Origin of the sequence: Sulfitobacter sp. NFXS29, from assembly GCF_040148765.1 — a bacterium.
Classification (GTDB): domain Bacteria; phylum Pseudomonadota; class Alphaproteobacteria; order Rhodobacterales; family Rhodobacteraceae; genus Sulfitobacter.
Map to the genome: position 1 here is coordinate 688,704 of NZ_JAGDED010000001.1, position 15,465 is coordinate 704,168.

Annotated in this window: 15 protein-coding genes; 8 read left to right on the top strand and 7 right to left on the bottom strand. The window is 63.6% G+C overall.

What is annotated here, in order from left to right; genetic code table 11:
• Window positions 1–21: 21 nt before the first annotated feature.
• Genes J3456_RS03375 through moaA form a run of 3 tightly spaced genes read right to left on the bottom strand, consistent with a single transcriptional unit; the run spans window position 22 to window position 3,366 of the window.
• Window positions 22–1,065 carry a glycosyltransferase family 4 protein gene (locus J3456_RS03375; protein ID WP_349578897.1) on the bottom strand — a complete coding sequence of 348 codons (1,044 nt, stop codon included), beginning with the start codon at window positions 1,063–1,065 and terminating at the stop codon, window positions 22–24.
• The gene (locus tag J3456_RS03380; RefSeq protein ID WP_349578898.1) at window positions 1,058–2,353 is read right to left on the bottom strand and encodes a 3-deoxy-D-manno-octulosonic acid transferase; all 1,296 of its coding nucleotides are present in this window, start codon (window positions 2,351–2,353) and stop codon (window positions 1,058–1,060) included. Before J3456_RS03380 ends, J3456_RS03375 begins: the two co-directional genes overlap by 8 nt.
• A gap of 5 nt (window positions 2,354–2,358) precedes the next feature.
• Window positions 2,359–3,366, bottom strand: a complete 1,008-nt coding sequence (gene moaA / locus J3456_RS03385) for a GTP 3',8-cyclase MoaA (RefSeq protein WP_259944909.1) — start codon at window positions 3,364–3,366, stop codon at window positions 2,359–2,361.
• A gap of 85 nt (window positions 3,367–3,451) precedes the next feature.
• On the opposite strand from moaA, the gene J3456_RS03390 reads away from it, so the two are divergent.
• Window positions 3,452–3,991: a hypothetical protein gene (locus J3456_RS03390; protein WP_349578899.1), complete on the top strand. Its 540-nt coding sequence runs from the start codon at window positions 3,452–3,454 to the stop codon at window positions 3,989–3,991.
• Between the two features lie 9 nt (window positions 3,992–4,000).
• Here J3456_RS03390 and J3456_RS03395 read toward each other — a convergent pair whose 3' ends face one another.
• The 3 genes from J3456_RS03395 to glmU are packed head-to-tail and all read right to left on the bottom strand — an operon-like array spanning window position 4,001 to window position 7,871.
• Window positions 4,001–4,699, bottom strand: a complete 699-nt coding sequence (locus J3456_RS03395; RefSeq protein ID WP_349578900.1) for a DNA alkylation repair protein — start codon at window positions 4,697–4,699, stop codon at window positions 4,001–4,003.
• The gene (gene glmS / locus J3456_RS03400; protein WP_349578901.1) at window positions 4,696–6,516 is read right to left on the bottom strand and encodes a glutamine--fructose-6-phosphate transaminase (isomerizing); all 1,821 of its coding nucleotides are present in this window, start codon (window positions 6,514–6,516) and stop codon (window positions 4,696–4,698) included. Before glmS ends, J3456_RS03395 begins: the two co-directional genes overlap by 4 nt.
• Before the next feature lie 2 nt (window positions 6,517–6,518).
• Window positions 6,519–7,871 (bottom strand): bifunctional UDP-N-acetylglucosamine diphosphorylase/glucosamine-1-phosphate N-acetyltransferase GlmU, encoded by a 1,353-nt coding sequence (gene glmU, locus J3456_RS03405; RefSeq protein WP_349578902.1) that lies wholly within the window; start codon window positions 7,869–7,871, stop codon window positions 6,519–6,521.
• Window positions 7,872–8,009: 138 nt separating this feature from the next.
• On the opposite strand from glmU, the gene J3456_RS03410 reads away from it, so the two are divergent.
• Window positions 8,010–8,684, top strand: coding sequence for an HAD-IIIA family hydrolase (locus J3456_RS03410; RefSeq protein WP_349578903.1), 675 nt, complete (start codon window positions 8,010–8,012; stop codon window positions 8,682–8,684).
• A 195-nt stretch (window positions 8,685–8,879) separates the two neighbouring features.
• On the opposite strand, the gene J3456_RS03420 is transcribed toward J3456_RS03410, so the two are convergent.
• Window positions 8,880–9,356 (bottom strand): pyridoxamine 5'-phosphate oxidase family protein, encoded by a 477-nt coding sequence (locus tag J3456_RS03420; RefSeq protein ID WP_349578905.1) that lies wholly within the window; start codon window positions 9,354–9,356, stop codon window positions 8,880–8,882.
• Between the two features lie 144 nt (window positions 9,357–9,500).
• Between J3456_RS03420 and J3456_RS03425 the strand changes: the two genes are divergently transcribed.
• The 6 genes from J3456_RS03425 to J3456_RS03450 are packed head-to-tail and all read left to right on the top strand — an operon-like array spanning window position 9,501 to window position 15,404.
• Window positions 9,501–10,661 carry an isovaleryl-CoA dehydrogenase gene (locus J3456_RS03425; protein ID WP_349578906.1) on the top strand — a complete coding sequence of 387 codons (1,161 nt, stop codon included), beginning with the start codon at window positions 9,501–9,503 and terminating at the stop codon, window positions 10,659–10,661.
• On the top strand, window positions 10,661–11,146 hold the full coding sequence (locus J3456_RS03430) for a lysozyme inhibitor LprI family protein (protein ID WP_349578907.1): 486 nt from the start codon (window positions 10,661–10,663) through the stop codon (window positions 11,144–11,146). The genes J3456_RS03425 and J3456_RS03430 overlap by 1 nt, the downstream gene beginning before the upstream one ends.
• A gap of 42 nt (window positions 11,147–11,188) precedes the next feature.
• Window positions 11,189–11,590 (top strand): DUF1622 domain-containing protein, encoded by a 402-nt coding sequence (locus J3456_RS03435; RefSeq protein ID WP_349578908.1) that lies wholly within the window; start codon window positions 11,189–11,191, stop codon window positions 11,588–11,590.
• Window positions 11,583–12,299 carry a flavodoxin family protein gene (locus tag J3456_RS03440; protein WP_349578909.1) on the top strand — a complete coding sequence of 239 codons (717 nt, stop codon included), beginning with the start codon at window positions 11,583–11,585 and terminating at the stop codon, window positions 12,297–12,299. Before J3456_RS03435 ends, J3456_RS03440 begins: the two co-directional genes overlap by 8 nt.
• Window position 12,300: 1 nt before the next feature.
• The gene (locus J3456_RS03445; RefSeq protein ID WP_349578910.1) at window positions 12,301–13,803 is read left to right on the top strand and encodes an AMP-binding protein; all 1,503 of its coding nucleotides are present in this window, start codon (window positions 12,301–12,303) and stop codon (window positions 13,801–13,803) included.
• Window positions 13,800–15,404, top strand: coding sequence for a carboxyl transferase domain-containing protein (locus tag J3456_RS03450; protein ID WP_349578911.1), 1,605 nt, complete (start codon window positions 13,800–13,802; stop codon window positions 15,402–15,404). The genes J3456_RS03445 and J3456_RS03450 overlap by 4 nt, the downstream gene beginning before the upstream one ends.
• The last annotated feature ends 61 nt before the right edge of the window (window positions 15,405–15,465 follow it).

Below are 15,465 nucleotides of genomic sequence, written 5' to 3' on the forward strand. Positions count from 1 at the left end.
GCGCGTTTTTCCTTGGTGGGCCTAGCCGCGTTCCCAAAGCGCGTTATAGACGGCTTCGATCCCATCGGCCTCGGCCCGCGCGCTAAAGCGGTGTTCGGCCCAGTGGCGCGCGGCCTCTGACAGCGCGGCTTGGTCCTCTCGCTCAAGCAGGGAGAGCGCGGCTTGGGCCGCAGCCTCCGCCGCGCCAAGCGGCACGACCTTGCCGACACGGCCACCATTCGAAAAAGCGCCGTAATATCCCGCATCGCTGCCCACGAAGGGCACGCCCGAGGCCAGCGCTTCGAGCGGGACCATGCCATAGCCCTCGTAGCGCGGCAGTTGCACCACCAGCGACAGCGCGCGCATCAGTTTGGGCAGGTCGGCGGCCGGGTATTCGCCCACGAAAAGCAGCCGCTCCGCGAGGCCCGCCGCCTCGACCTGCGCCTTGAGCTTGGTCAGAAACGCCTCATGTTTGCCGCCCGCGCGGCCAATCACCAGCGCCACCGCGCCGGGGCGTTCGGGCAGCAAGCGCAGCATCGCCTCCACGAAAAGGTCGGTGCCTTTCTCGGGCCGTATGCGCCCCACAGTGGCGATGCCATGGGTGCCGCCAAAGCCCAATTGCTCCCAAGCGGCGCCGCGGTTGGTGGCGGGAGAGAAGACATCGGTGTCCACCCCATGCGGCACCACGGCGCGGACATGGGGCACGAACTCTGCCGCGCGTTCGGTCGTGGCGATGACTGCATCCATTTGCCGGATCAGCCAGCGTGGATAGGCTGAATGCAGGCGCTGCGCGGCAGAGGTGAAGACAATCCGGATATTCGCCCCGCGCACATCGCGCAGCCAAAGTGCGCTGCGCATCTCGGGGTTGCGGCGGACGTGCCAGATGGCGAAGGGGCGGTCCTGGGGGGGATGTTTTCGGGTGATCCGCCCCGCGGCGGCACGGGTCAGCGGCACCGGGCAGCCGGGCAGGGGTTGGCCCACCAACACCAACTCGTGCCGATTAACCTGTTGGCGCACCACATTGGCCGCCGTGGCCGAGACCCCGGTGAAATTGCGGTTGTAGTTGGTGACGAAAAGCTCAGGCATCGGCGCTGTCCTTTCGCAGGCGCAGGGCCGTGATCAGCCGCTCGGCAATACTGTCGAGTTTGTCGGTCTGCGCTGCGGCATAGGTTTTCGACGCGGCCACACCGCTGGCGCGGGCGATATCGTTGCGCAAAAGATCCGCCACACGGTCCGCCAAATCCTGCGTGCCCGCCACCAGACGCGCAGCGCCCGCGGCCTCCATCTCGGCAAAGGTCTCGGCGAAATTGGCGACATGGGTGCCCGAAAGCACCATCGCCCCGGCCTGTGCGACCTCATAGGGGTTATGCCCCCCAATCGGGTGTAGCGATCCGCCCAGAAAGACGATGTCAGACAGCGCGTACCAAGTGCCCAACTCGCCCAATGTGTCGGCCAGATAGACCTGCTCACGCGGCATATCGCCCCGCGTCCGACGGCCATGGGTCAGTCCGACGCTGGCGATGAGGCCGGCCACCTCGTCCCCGCGTTCCGGGTGGCGGGGGACAAGGATCAGACACAGGTCAGGGACCCGTTCAAGCAGTTGCCGATGCGCCTCTAATACCGCTTTCTCCTCGCCCGGATGGGTCGAGGAGGCGATCCAGACGGGGCGGTCGCCCAAGGCTGCACGGGCCTGCGCGATGGTGTCATCGTCCTGCGGCAGGGGGCCTGCCATAGACTTGAGGTTGATCCCCGGAGCGACCCGATCGGCGGGGGCGTTGATGGTGGTCATGGCCCGCGCCATCGCGTCATTCTGCGTCAGGATCAGGTCAAACACACCAAAGAGAAACCCCGCCAGCGCGGGCTGTTTCTGCCAGCGTTCGATAGAGCGTTGCGAGAGGCGCGCATTGATCAGCGCCAATGGCGTGCCACGCGCATGGGTCCGCCGCAGCATCTGCGGCCAAAGCTCGCTCTCGACGAAAAGCGCCGCGTCGGGCCGCCAATGATTGAGGAACCGCTTTAGCGGACCGGGGGCGTCGAGCGGGGCAAATTGATGTCGGCTGCGCGGCGGCAGGCGGCGGTCCACAAGCCGGGCCGAGGTCGCGGTGCCGGAGGTGATGAGGAAATGCGCCTGTGGCAGCGCGCGGCCCATCCGATCAATCAGCGCCAGAACCGACAGGCTTTCCCCGACAGAGGCGGCGTGAAACCAGATCAGCGGCCCCTCGGGGCGCGGCTGGCTGGCGTGGCCGAGCTTTTCGCGCGCGCGTTTCGGCTCAACCTCGGCCCGGCGCAGCTTGGCCATGGACTGCCGTCCTGCGATGGGCAGCATCACAGTGCTTGCCGCGACCCATGCCCGGTAGAGGAACGGCGTGGTCATCGGGCTCAGCCGCCCGTGTGGCTCATGTGGCGCGGCATCTGCCCGTCGACACGCTGGCGCGAATAGTCGAAATCATGCCCCTTTGGCTTGCGGTCGATCGCCGCGCGGATCGCCTCTTGCAGCGGGACATCCGTATCGGGGTGATCGCGCAGCGGAGCACGCAGATCGGCCACGTCTTCTTGGCCCAGACACATGAAAATCTCACCGGTGCAGGTGACCCGCACGCGGTTGCAGCTTTCGCAGAAATTATGGCTCAGCGGGGTGATGAAGCCGATTTTCTGACCCGTCTCTTCGAGCCGCACATAGCGGGCGGGGCCGCCGGTCCGCTCGGCCAGATCAGTAACGGTATAATGTTCGGCATAGCGCGCGCGCACGTCCTTCAGGGACCAGAACTGACCAAATCGGTCTTCGTTGCCCAGATCGCCCATCGGCATGACTTCGATCCATGTCAGATCAATCCCACGCTCGGCGCACCATTCGGTGATGCGCGGCAGTTCGGGTTCGTTAAAACCTTTGAGCGCCACGGCGTTGATCTTGATCTTCAGGCCCGCGCGCTGCGCCGCGTCGATCCCGCGCAGCACCTGCGGCAGGCGGCCCCAGCGGGTGATGTCCGCGAATTTCTGCTCGTCCAGCGTGTCGAGAGAGACGTTCACCCGCCGCACGCCCGCGGCATAGAGATCATCTGCAAAGCGTTCGAGCTGGCTGCCATTGGTGGTCAGCGTCAGCTCCTTCAGCTTGCCACTGTCGAGGTGGCGCTTCATGCCGTCGAAGAAGGTCATGATGCCGCGCCGGACCAGTGGCTCGCCACCGGTGATGCGCAGCTTTTCGACGCCGAGGTTGACGAAGTTGCTGCACAGGCGGTCCAACTCCTCCAGCGTCAGCAATTCCTTCTTGGGCAGGAACGTCATGTTTTCCGACATGCAATAGACACAGCGAAAATCGCAGCGGTCAGTGACGGAGACGCGCAGGTAGGTGATTGCGCGCATGAAGGGGTCGATAAGGGGTGCTGTCATGCCTCATAGGTAATGCCCCGCCCACTGCGGGGCAAGCGGCATTTGGACGATTGATAAGGGGGCAGGGCGCGGATAGGCTGCGCGGATGACACGTATTATCTTACCGCTTTTCATCGTCGCCGCCACGGCAGGCTGCAGCACCCTGTCGGACCGTTTCGGCATGGATGCCTCCCAGTCCGAGCCTGCGGCCGCATCCGCCCCGACAGAAACCCCGACCGAAGCCTCGGCAGAGGCCGCAACCGCGACCACGTCGGCCGCTGCGACGCCGCCCGCCGCCTCTCCAATCGCCACCGGGGGCAGCAGTGCCGAGGCGCTTGATACAACCACCGCCGCCGAGCGCGAAGCAGCCACCCGCGCGCCCGCCAGCACCGGTGCCGCCTTGGGGACAACAGTGGTCAGTCTGGGCAGCGCGACTGAGCCGGGCCTGTGGTTGAAAACACCTCTGGTTGATGCTGAACAGACGGGCCGGGTGACCAACCCCGCAACGGGCAAATCGGCCGCCGTGACCCTGATCCCGCTGGAGGGGCCTGCAACCGCAGGCAGCCGCATGTCGCTGCCCGCTTTGCGTTTGATCGGCGCCTCCCTGACTGACCTCACCACGGTCGAAGTCTCGACCGAAGGCTAGGGCGCGGGGTCAGCCTGCGCCGTCTGACTTTTTCAGCAGGCGCAGCGCTTCTTTCACCGCGAAAGGTTTCATCGCCTCCCCATGGGTGGCGACAAAGGCGCGGGTGCGCTCGGGATCGTGTTTCGACAGGTCGCGCAGCCACCAACCGATCGACTTTTGGATGAACCAACGGTGATCCGGCACCATCGTCGCGGCCCAGCCAAGGATGCGGTCGCGGGTTTCGAGTTCCTCGGGCTTAGGATTGTTCTGCTTGGTCCATGGCAAGGTCGAGACCAAAGCCGCCCGCCGCGTCCAGAGGTGATCGGAGGCGACCCAGCCTTCCACTTCGTCCAGACGTGTCGGATCGGCCACCAGACGTTTCTGCGCGGCCATGCTGGCATGATCGGCAATCGCCCAACTGTCGAAATCCGCGGTCCAGCTTGCGATCAACGCCCATGCGGCTTGATCGTCGGGGCGCAGTCGCGCTTGGGTCAGCAGCTTGGCTGCCGCGACGCGCGCCTCAAAAATATCCGACTGCCACAGGGCGTCGGCAAGGGCGACACGGCCCTCAACATCGAGCGCATCGCGCCAAGTCTGGGCAAGCTCCGCGATCTGCGGATTGGTGAGGCCAAGGTAGCGCCGGTCGGCTTTGTGATAGGCGCGCATCTCTTCGGCGCGGGCCGGGTTGGCCTGCGCTTCGAGGTCCTCAAGGGCGGTTTCCAAATTCATTCTACCGTCACCGATTTCGCCAGATTGCGCGGCTGGTCCACATCCGTGCCTTTCGCCACGGCGGTGTGATAGGCCAGCAACTGCGCCGGAACCGCATAGAGGATCGGGGCCAGTGCATCCGGGACGGGGGGCATTTCGATGCTGAACCAGACGCCTTCATTGGCTTCGGCCTGCCCTTTGGAGTCTGAGATCAGGATCACCTTGCCCTTGCGCGCCATGACCTCTTGCATGTTGCTGACGGTCTTGTCGAAGAGCGCGTCCCGCGGGGCCATGACGACCACCGGCACATGCTCATCCACCAGTGCGATGGGGCCGTGCTTCAATTCACCTGATGCATAAGCTTCGGCGTGGATGTAGCTGATTTCTTTAAGTTTCAATGCACCTTCAAGGGCGAGGGGGTACATCTGACCCCGGCCAAGGAACAGCACGTCACGGGCATGGGAGAGCTTGAGCGCGGCTTCCTGCATCGTGTCGTTTCGTTCAAGCGCCGTGCTGATGATCGCGGGCAGCCCCCGCAGGCTTGAGATATGATCGGCGAATGTCTCGGGGCTGATCGCGTCGCGGTCCCGGGCGGCCTTGAGAACCAGCGCAAAGAGCACGACCAATTGGCAGGTGAAGGCTTTGGTTGAGGCGACGCCAACCTCGACACCGGCATGGATCGGCAAGGCCAGATCGCTTTCGCGGGCGATGGAGCTTTCGGGCACGTTGACGACCGAAAGGATGCGCGCGGCCTTGCCCTCGCAATAGCGCAGGGCGGCCAGCGTATCTGCGGTTTCCCCTGATTGGCTGACGAAAACCGCCAGCGTACGCGGCGGGATCGGCGGCTCGCGGTAGCGGAATTCCGAGGCGACATCGACTTCGACCGGCAGGCGCGCGATCTGTTCAAACCAGTATTTCGCGGTGAAACAGGCATAGGAAGCAGTGCCGCACGCCACCATGACGATCCGATCAAACTGCGTGAAATCAATATCCTGCGCGCTGATGTTGATCTCGCCTTCGGGGGTCAGGTAGTGGCCGATGGCCGCGCCGATCACGCCGGGTTGCTCGGCGATCTCTTTGGCCATGAAGTGTTTGTGCCCGGCCTTGTCGATGCGGGTGCTGTCGATCTGCACGGATTTGATCGCGCGGTTGGCCAGCGCCCCGTTGCGGTCGGTGATCTCCACCGACGTGCGGGTGAGGACGGCGCAATCCCCCTCTTCGAGATAGGCAATCCGGTTGGTCAGCGGGGCCAGTGCGATGGCATCGCTGCCCACATACATCTCACCCTCACCATAGCCGATGGCCAAGGGCGAACCCTTGCGCGCGGCGATCATCAGGTCTTCGTGCCCGTCGAACAGGAATGCCAGCGCAAAGGCGCCTTCGAGGCGGGCGAGGGTCTGTTTGGCGGCCTCCACCGGGCCTGCGCCCCGCGCCATATGATGCTGGGTCAGCAGGGCGACGGTTTCGGTATCGGTCTCGGTCACGAAATGCGCGCCATGTTCGGCCAGCTCTGCCCGCAGTTCGCGGAAGTTTTCGATGATCCCGTTGTGCACCACGGCCACCGGCCCGGCCTGATGCGGGTGGGCGTTGGTCACGCTCGGCGCGCCATGGGTGGCCCAGCGGGTGTGGCCGATGCCGGACTTGCCCGCCAGCGGCTCATGCACCAGCGCGTCGGAGAGGTTGACCAGCTTGCCCAAGGCGCGACGACGGTCAAGTTTGCCGTTGTTCAGCGTGGCAAGGCCAGCGCTGTCATAGCCGCGATATTCCAGCCGTTTTAACGACTCTACAAGAATGGGCGCGACTTCATGGGTGCCAAGCACCCCGACAATTCCACACATGTTTAGCTGCCCCTCTGCATTTTTGCCTTTTTGGCCTTTAAGATTTCGAACATTTTGCGGGCCATGCCCGGTTTTTCGATCTGCGGCGCGCGCGACAGGGCCAGCGCCTCTGGCTCTACGTCTGATGTGATGACCGAGCCCGAGCCGGTCATCGCGCCCTCGCCGATTGTCACCGGGGCCACCAGCATGGTGTTCGACCCGATGAAAGCGCCCGCGCCGATGGTGGTGTGATGTTTCATCACGCCGTCATAATTGCAGGTGATCGTGCCCGCCCCGATGTTGCTCCGCGCGCCTACGGTGGCATCGCCGATGTAGCTCAGGTGGTTGACCTTGGCCCCTTCGGCGATCTGCGCATTCTTCACCTCAACAAAATTGCCGATGCGCACATCTTCGGCCAATTCCGCGCCGGGGCGCAGGCGGGCGTAGGGGCCGACCACGCCGCCGCGTGAGACATGGCACCCTTCGAGATGCGAGAAGGCGCGGATCGTGCTGCCGGATTCCACGGTCACATTCGGGCCGAAGACGACGTTGGGTTCCACCACCGTGTCGCGGCCAATATAGGTGTCGCGGGATAGAAAGACCGTTTCGGGGGCGACCAAGGTCACGCCGTCTTCCATCAACAGCGCGCGGGCGCGGGATTGGAACGCAGCCTCGGCCCGGGCGAGGTCGCCGCGGGAGTTCACGCCCATCGTCTCGGCCTCGGTGCAGGTGACCACGGTGGCGCTGCGCCCGTCGGCACGGGCAAGGCCGATGATGTCGGTGAGGTAGTATTCTTCCGAGGCGTTGTCATTGCCCACTTTGTCGATCAGATTGAACAGAAGCTCGGATTTGCAAGCCACCACGCCGGAATTGCACAGGGTGATGGCGCGTTCCTCGGGCGAGGCGTCTTTGAACTCAACGATACGCTCCAACGTGTCGCCCTGCATCACCAGACGGCCATAGCGGGCGGGGTCGGCGGCTTCGAACCCCAGCACCACCACATCATGGGTGGTCAAAGCTTCTTGCATCTTTTCTAGTGTCTCGGGCTGCACGAAGGGCGTGTCGCCGTAGAGCACCAGCGCCATACCGTCGAAACCTTCCAGCGCCGGGCGGGCCTGTGCCACCGCATGGGCGGTGCCCAGCTGTTCGGTCTGTTCGACCACCTGCGCATCCTCGTCAAAGAGGGTCGCCGCCGCGCGTACCTGATCCGCCCCATGGCCCGCCACCACAACCGTATGACGGGGGCCCAGCATGGCGCCCGCGGCCATGGCGTGTTCGAGCATGGGGGCGGAGGCGACGCGGTGCAGCACCTTTGGCAGGTCCGAGTTCATCCGTGTCCCCTTGCCCGCGGCAAGGATGATCAGTGCAGTTTCCATGTAAATCTCTTTGTCCTTCAGCTTGCATTCTCTTTACGCGCTTCGCACAAAGGCGCAAGGTTGTGGCCCATCAAACTAGATTGCGGTCTGCAACACGATGCCATTTTACAAGGCGGGGTTCCGCCCAAGGAGTACCCAGTGAAGACAGTGGTTTTTGATCTCGACGGCACTTTGGCCGATACTTCGGGCGATTTGATCGCGGCCGCCAACGCCTGTTTCCGTGACATGGGCGAGGGCGATGTGCTGGTTCATGCCGAGGATGCGGGCACCGCGCTGCGCGGCGGGCGGGCCATGCTGACGCTGGGAATGCAAAAGCTGGGCCGTGCCGATGACGCAGCGATGATCGACCACTACTATCCCATGCTGCTCGAAGCCTATGGCCGCGACATCGACACCCATACCATCATGTACCCCGGCGCGATGGAGGCGGTGGCCGCGCTTAAGGCCGCAGGCTACCGCGTGGCGATCTGCACCAACAAGCCCGAGGCTTTGGCAGAGCTGCTGCTGACCCGCCTTGGCGTGCGGGATGCATTCGGCGCGATGCTGGGGGCCGATAGTCTGGACGTGCGCAAACCCGACCCCGAGCATCTGTTCGAAACCGCGCGGCGTGCCGGCGGCGATCCGGCGCAATGCGTATTGGTCGGCGACAGCGACACCGACCGCAAAACCGCCAAAGCCGCCGGGGTGCCCTGTGTGCTGGTGACCTTTGGCCCCTCGGGCGAGGACATGGCAGCGCTGGAGCCCGAAGCCCTGTTGAACGATTTTGCCGACCTGCCGGAGGTCATTGAGCGTTTGATCGGTAAGGCCGCCTGACGGCAGAGCGTTTCCCCGGCAGCTTCACGCGGCACGAGCCGATCCCTGACGGTGCGATTGAGACGGCGGGGGCGGTGATCCGGCACGGGAGGTTGCACCGGTGCAGGCCGACCCCCGCCGAGGTCCCCTTACTGGAACAGGAATTCGCCACGTTAACGGGGGCGAATTCCTGCCTTTCGCCGGACGCGGCTAAGCTTAGAAGCGGATCGTGCCGTGTTTGCCCATATCGGGTTTCTCGCCGGTCAGTTGGGCTTTGCCGATCTCATAGAGAAATTTGAATCCGCCGTCGGTGGCCCAGACCTCGGCCTCGGTCAGGTCGAAGCGGATCAGTTGCACATCGGGGTCTTGCTTGCCGTCCTCAAACCACGCGCCCGCGATGGCGTTCCAGATCTTGTCCAACTCAGTCGGGTTGGTCACGGCAGAGACATGGCCGTCGATCCGCGCCCAAAGGGATTCGTCCTTGCTGGCGATTAGATACTCAGCCGCTGCACGGCCCTCAGCAGATTTTGCCAGATCGGTGCCTTTGGCGGTGATAAACCACAGCACGGCGGAACGGTCGTCTTCGTCGATGTAGTGGGTCATCGGAATCGCACGTGCGGTCTTGGTCATCAGCATCCCGGCGCGGGTGTCGTCCAGACGGTCCCAGAACTCTTTTTTCAGATCATCGCTCATTTGCATCTCGCTTTGTTGTAGTGTTCGCTTGGTCGCAGGGTCAACCCGCCGCGGCGCAGCGCGGTTCCACATCGCGCCGCTTGACGCAAAGCGGACGGGGCGGTAGGTAATGAACAAGCGTTCAATAAATCGGGGGGAGAAGCCGTGTTCAACGCAAGTATGCAGTTTGATCTGGGAGAAGACGTCGCGGCCATGCGGGAGATGGTGCATCGCTGGGCGCAGGAACGCGTCAAGCCGATGGCGGCCGAGATCGACAGCAAGAACGAATTCCCGCCAGAGCTTTGGACCGAAATGGGAGAACTGGGCCTTTTGGGCATGACCGTCGAAGAAGAATTCGGCGGCTCGGGCCTTGGCTATGTCGCCCATACGGTCGCTGTGGAAGAGATCGCCCGGGCGTCTGCTTCGGTCTCGCTCTCTTACGGCGCGCATTCCAACCTTTGTGTGAACCAGATCAAGCTCAACGGCACTGCTGAGCAAAAGGCGCAGTATCTGCCGAAGCTCTGCTCTGGCGAGCATGTCGGCGCGCTGGCGATGTCCGAAGTGGGTGCGGGCAGTGACGTGGTCAGCATGAAACTCAATGCCGAAAAGCGGAACGATCACTTCCGTCTGAACGGCAACAAATATTGGATCACCAACGGGCCGGATGCCGAGACGCTGGTCGTCTATGCCAAGACCGACCCCGAGGCGGGCTCAAAGGGCATCACCGCCTTCCTGATCGAAAAGTCGATGAAGGGCTTCACCACCTCGAACCATTTCGACAAGCTCGGCATGCGCGGCTCGAACACCGCCGAGTTGATCTTCGAAGACTGCGAAGTGCCGTTCGAAAATATCCTCGGCGAAGAGGGCAAGGGCGTGCGAGTGCTGATGTCGGGCCTCGACTATGAGCGCGTGGTGCTGGCGGGCATCGGCCTTGGCATCATGGCCGCCTGTCTGGATGAGATCATGCCCTATATGGCCGAGCGTAAGCAATTCGGTCAGCGGATCGGGGATTTCCAACTGATGCAGGGCAAGATGGCGGATATGTATACCGCGATGAACTCGGCCCGGGCCTATGTCTATAGTGTCGCGCAGGCCTGTGACCGCGGCGACGTGACCCGTCAGGACGCGGCGGCTTGCTGCCTCTATGCCTCTGAGCAGGCGATGGTGCAGGCGCATCAGGCGGTGCAGGCGATGGGCGGCGCGGGCTATCTCAGTGACAATCCCGTGGGCCGCATCTTCCGCGATGCCAAACTGATGGAGATTGGCGCGGGCACCTCGGAAATCCGCCGCATGTTGGTGGGCCGTGAGATGATGGGGGCCATGTGATGCGCGCCGCGCTGCTGGCCTGTGCGCTTCTTGCGGGGCCAGTGGCCGCGCAGGAAATCACCTATTCCGACGCCGCCACCGCAGAATGTCTGGCCGGGGCGCAAGAGTTCTCCGACCAGCGCGCCTGTATCGGGCTGTCGTCAAACCTCTGCATGGAAGCGCCGGGCGGTTATTCGACCTATGGCATGGGCGGCTGTCTGGACGCAGAGCTGACCTTTTGGGACGGCTTGCTGAACGAGAACTACCGCGCGCGGATGGTGCAGTCCAAATCGGCCGATGAGGATGCCACGCTCTACCAACCGGAATTGCCCTCTCAGGCCGAGGCCCTGCGTGACATGCAGCGCGCGTGGATTACCTTTCGCGATGCCGCCTGCGATTATGAACGCAGCCAATGGGGCGGTGGCACGGGCGGCGGGCCTGCAACCTTGGCCTGCCTGATGCAGATGACGGCCGAACAGGCTCTGCGTCTGGGGGCGGCCTATTAACCGCGTCACGAAGTGTCGGCCTGACAGGACGGAGGGATCAGGATGGAGAACCTGATAAAACTGGAGACAGAAGGCGGTGTGATGCACCATTTTCTGCCGTGGCTGATTGAGGGGTTCGAGATCCTCGCGGCGGTCATCGACATCGCGGCCATCATTCTGCTGCTGATCGGCGCGGCGCGTTTCCTGACCGGGGTGACGATTGCCGAGATCGCCCAAAAGGGCGCGGAGCGGGTGCGCCGCACCAACCGCGAGCGGATCGAACTGGGGCGCTACATCCTAGCGGGGTTGGAGCTTTTCATCGTGTCGGACGTGATCCACACCGCGATCAGCCTGCGGTTTGCGGACCTGCTCTTCCTGTTGATGCTGGTCATCATCCGCTCCATCACCTCTTTCTTCCTCGACCGGGAGTTGGAGCAACTGAAGAAGGAACTTGGCGATGACTGACTTTTCCGAACTCAAAGCGCTCTATGTGAACTGCTCGCTCAAGAAGACACCGGGCGACAGCCACACCCAACTTCTGATGAACGCCAGCGCGGGCATTATGGAGGCGCAGGGCGTCGCCGTTGAACACCTCTATCTTCTCGACCACCAAGTGCCGCCGGGCGTCTATCCGGACATGACCGAGCACGGCTGGGACCAAGACGATTGGCCCGCGATCTGGGAGAAGGTGCTGGCCGCCGACATCCTGATCATCGGCACGCCGCTCTGGCTGGGTGAGGAAAGCAGCACCTGCCGGGTGCTGATCGAACGGCTCTACGCTATGAGCGGCAAGTTGAACGACAAGGGCCAGTCGGTCTTTTACGGTAAGGTCGGCGGCACGGTGGTCACGGGCAACGAAGACGGCATCAAACATGTCGCCATGACCACCGGTTTCGCGATGAACCATCTTGGCTATAGCATTCCGCCACAGGCTGATTGCGGCTGGATTGGCGAAGCGGGGCCGGGGCCGTCTTATGGCGATGATGTGGATGGCAAGCGCGCAGGGTTCGACAACGAATTCACGCAGCGCAACACCACGATCATGACTTGGAACACGATGCATTTGGCGCGCATGCTGAAAGCAGCAGGCGGCTATCCCCAAAAAGGGAATGACCGCAACGCTTGGGACGCGGGCGCGCGGTTTGATTTCGAAAACCCGGAGTATCGAAGCTGATATGACACAGGACGATTGGCCGATCTGGCAGGGCAATATGGCCGCGCAATGTTTGGCGCGGCCCGATGACGCCTTGGCGATCATTGATCTGACCGGCGCGGCCCGCCGCGACGTGAGCTATGGCGCACTGCATGAGATGGTCGATGGGCTGGCCCGCGCGCTGAAGGCCGAAGTGGCCCCCGGTGACCGCGTAGGTGTCTTGCTCAGTCAATCGCCATGGTGCGCGGCGGCGCATCTGGCGATCTGGAAGATCGGCGCGATCTCTGTGCCGCTGTTCAAGCTTTTCAAACGTGACGCGCTGGGCAGCCGGATCGGCGATGCGGGCTGTGCGATTGTGCTGACCGATCCCGAAGGCGCCGACCTGCTGGGCGATCTGGCCACCCCGTGGATGGCGGCTGATGTGGGCGCGGCAGGCGATCCGGTCGACTTTGCCGATGTTGGCCCCGAAGACCCCGCCGTGCTGATCTACACCTCCGGCACCACCGGCACGCCCAAAGGCGCGCTGCACGGGCATCGGGTGCTCTCGGGCCATTTGCCTGGCGTTTCGGTCAGCCATGATCATCTGGGGCAGGAGGGCGATTGCCTTTGGACGCCCGCGGATTGGGCGTGGATCGGCGGGCTCTTCGATGTGGCGATGCCTGCGCTGGCCCTTGGCGTGCCGGTGGTGGCCGCACGGATGCCGAAATTCACCGTCGAAGGCTGCGCCGATGTGATTGCGCGCGGTGAGGTGCGCAACGTCTTTTTCCCGCCCACGGCGCTTCGGATGCTGAAAGCCGAGGATGTGTCCTTGCCCGGCCTGCGTTCGGTCGCCAGTGGCGGCGAGCCTCTGGGGGCCGAGATGCTGGCATGGGGCCGCAAGGCCTTCGGGCTCGAGATCAACGAATTCTACGGCCAGACAGAATGCAACATGGTGGCCTCAAGCTGCGGGGGTGACTTTCCGGCGCAGCCCGGTTGCATCGGCAAGCCGGTGCCGGGCTTCGAGATCGCCGTGCTGGACGAGGGCGGCCACCCCACCGATGCCGAGGGTGACGTGGCCGTGCGCCGCGGCGCCCCCTCGATGATGCTGCGCTACTGGAACCGGCCCGAGGAGACGGCGGCTAAGTTCCACGGCGATTGGCTGCTGACCGGCGACCGGGGCGTCTGGGAGGGCGAATACCTGCGCTTTGTGGGCCGCGAGGATGACGTGATCACCTCCGCTGGTTACCGCATCGGCCCGGCGGAGATCGAGGATTGCCTCATCACCCATAGCGCTGTCGCGACCTGCGGGGTGGTCGGCAAGCCCGACGCGCTCAGGACCGAGATTGTCAAGGCCTATGTGGTGCTGAAACCCGGCGCTGAGGTGGACGCGAAAGAGTTGCAGGACTGGGTCAAGAACCGGCTCGCAAGCTATTCCTACCCGCGCGAGATCGCATTCGTGGAGGACCTGCCGATGACCGTCACCGGCAAGGTAATCCGCAAGGAACTAAAGCGTCTGGCGGCGCGAGAGAATGAGGACGTAACATGAAACTGACATCCCAAGCCCTGCCATCCTCGGATGCCTATAAGGCCAATGAGATGGCGCATCTTAAGGCGCTGAGCGAAGTGCGCGACGCGGCGGAGGCTGCAGCCCTCGGCGGTGGCGAGAAATCCCGTGCACGCCACGAGAGCCGGGGCAAGATGCTCCCCAGAGAGCGGGTGGCGAACCTGCTCGACCCCGGCAGCCCGTTTCTGGAAATCGGCGCCACGGCAGCGCATGGGCTTTACGATGACGCGGCCCCTGCCGCCGGTGTGATCGCGGGCATCGGTCGGGTGCAGGGCCATGAGGTCATGGTGGTCTGCAACGATGCCACTGTGAAGGGCGGCACCTATTACCCGATGACGGTGAAAAAGCACCTCCGCGCGCAGGAGATTGCCGAGGCGAACCATCTGCCCTGCATCTATCTGGTGGACTCTGGCGGCGCGAACCTGCCGAACCAAGATGAAGTCTTTCCCGACCGCGACCATTTCGGCGCGATTTTCTACAATCAGGCGCGGATGAGCGCCAAGGGGATCGCCCAGATCGCCGTGGTGATGGGATCTTGTACCGCGGGCGGGGCCTATGTTCCGGCGATGTCGGATGTGACGATCATCGTGAAGGAGCAGGGCACGATCTTCCTGGCTGGTCCGCCGCTGGTAAAGGCCGCGACGGGGGAAGTGGTGAGCGCCGAAGACCTCGGCGGCGGCGACGTGCACACCCGTCTGTCGGGCGTGGCCGATTACCTCGCCGAAGACGATGCTCATGCGCTGGCGCTGGCCCGCCGCGCGGTGGGCCAACTCAACAAGACTAAACCGACAACCGTCGATTGGGCCAGCCCCGAAGAGCCCGCCTATGACCCCGCCGAGATGCTGGGCGTGGTGCCGGCAGACCTGCGCACGCCCTATGACATCCGCGAGGTCATCATGCGGTTGGTTGACGGCAGCCGCTTCGACGAGTTCAAGTCCCGTTTCGGCGAGACGCTGGTCTGCGGCTTTGCCCATGTCAAAGGCTGCCCTATCGGCATCATCGCCAACAACGGCGTGCTGTTTTCCGAGGCCGCCCAGAAGGGCGCGCATTTCGTGGAGCTTTGCAGCCAGCGTAACATTCCGCTGGTGTTCCTGCAGAACATCACCGGCTTCATGGTCGGCCGCAAATACGAGAACGAGGGCATCGCGCGCCACGGCGCTAAGATGGTGACGGCGGTGGCCACCACCAATGTGCCAAAGATCACCATGCTGGTCGGCGGCTCTTTTGGGGCGGGCAACTACGGCATGTCGGGCCGGGCGTACCGTCCCCGGTTCTTGTGGTCATGGCCCAACAGCCGCATCTCGGTCATGGGGGGCGCGCAGGCGGCGGGGGTGTTGGCCACCGTCAAACGCGACGCGATCGAGCGGGCCGGGGACACATGGACCGAGGAGGAAGAGACCGCCTTCAAACAGCCGACGATCGATATGTTCGAGAAACAGAGCCATCCGCTCTATGCCTCTGCAAGGCTGTGGGACGACGGGATCATCGATCCGCGCAAGAGCCGCGATGTGCTTTATCTGAGCCTTTCGGCCAGCCTAAACGCGCCGATTGAGCCGACGAAATTTGGTTTGTTCCGGATGTGATTGTGGCGCGAAGCGGGGGGCACCCCTCCGCGATCCCACAACATATTCGGAGCCAGAAAGA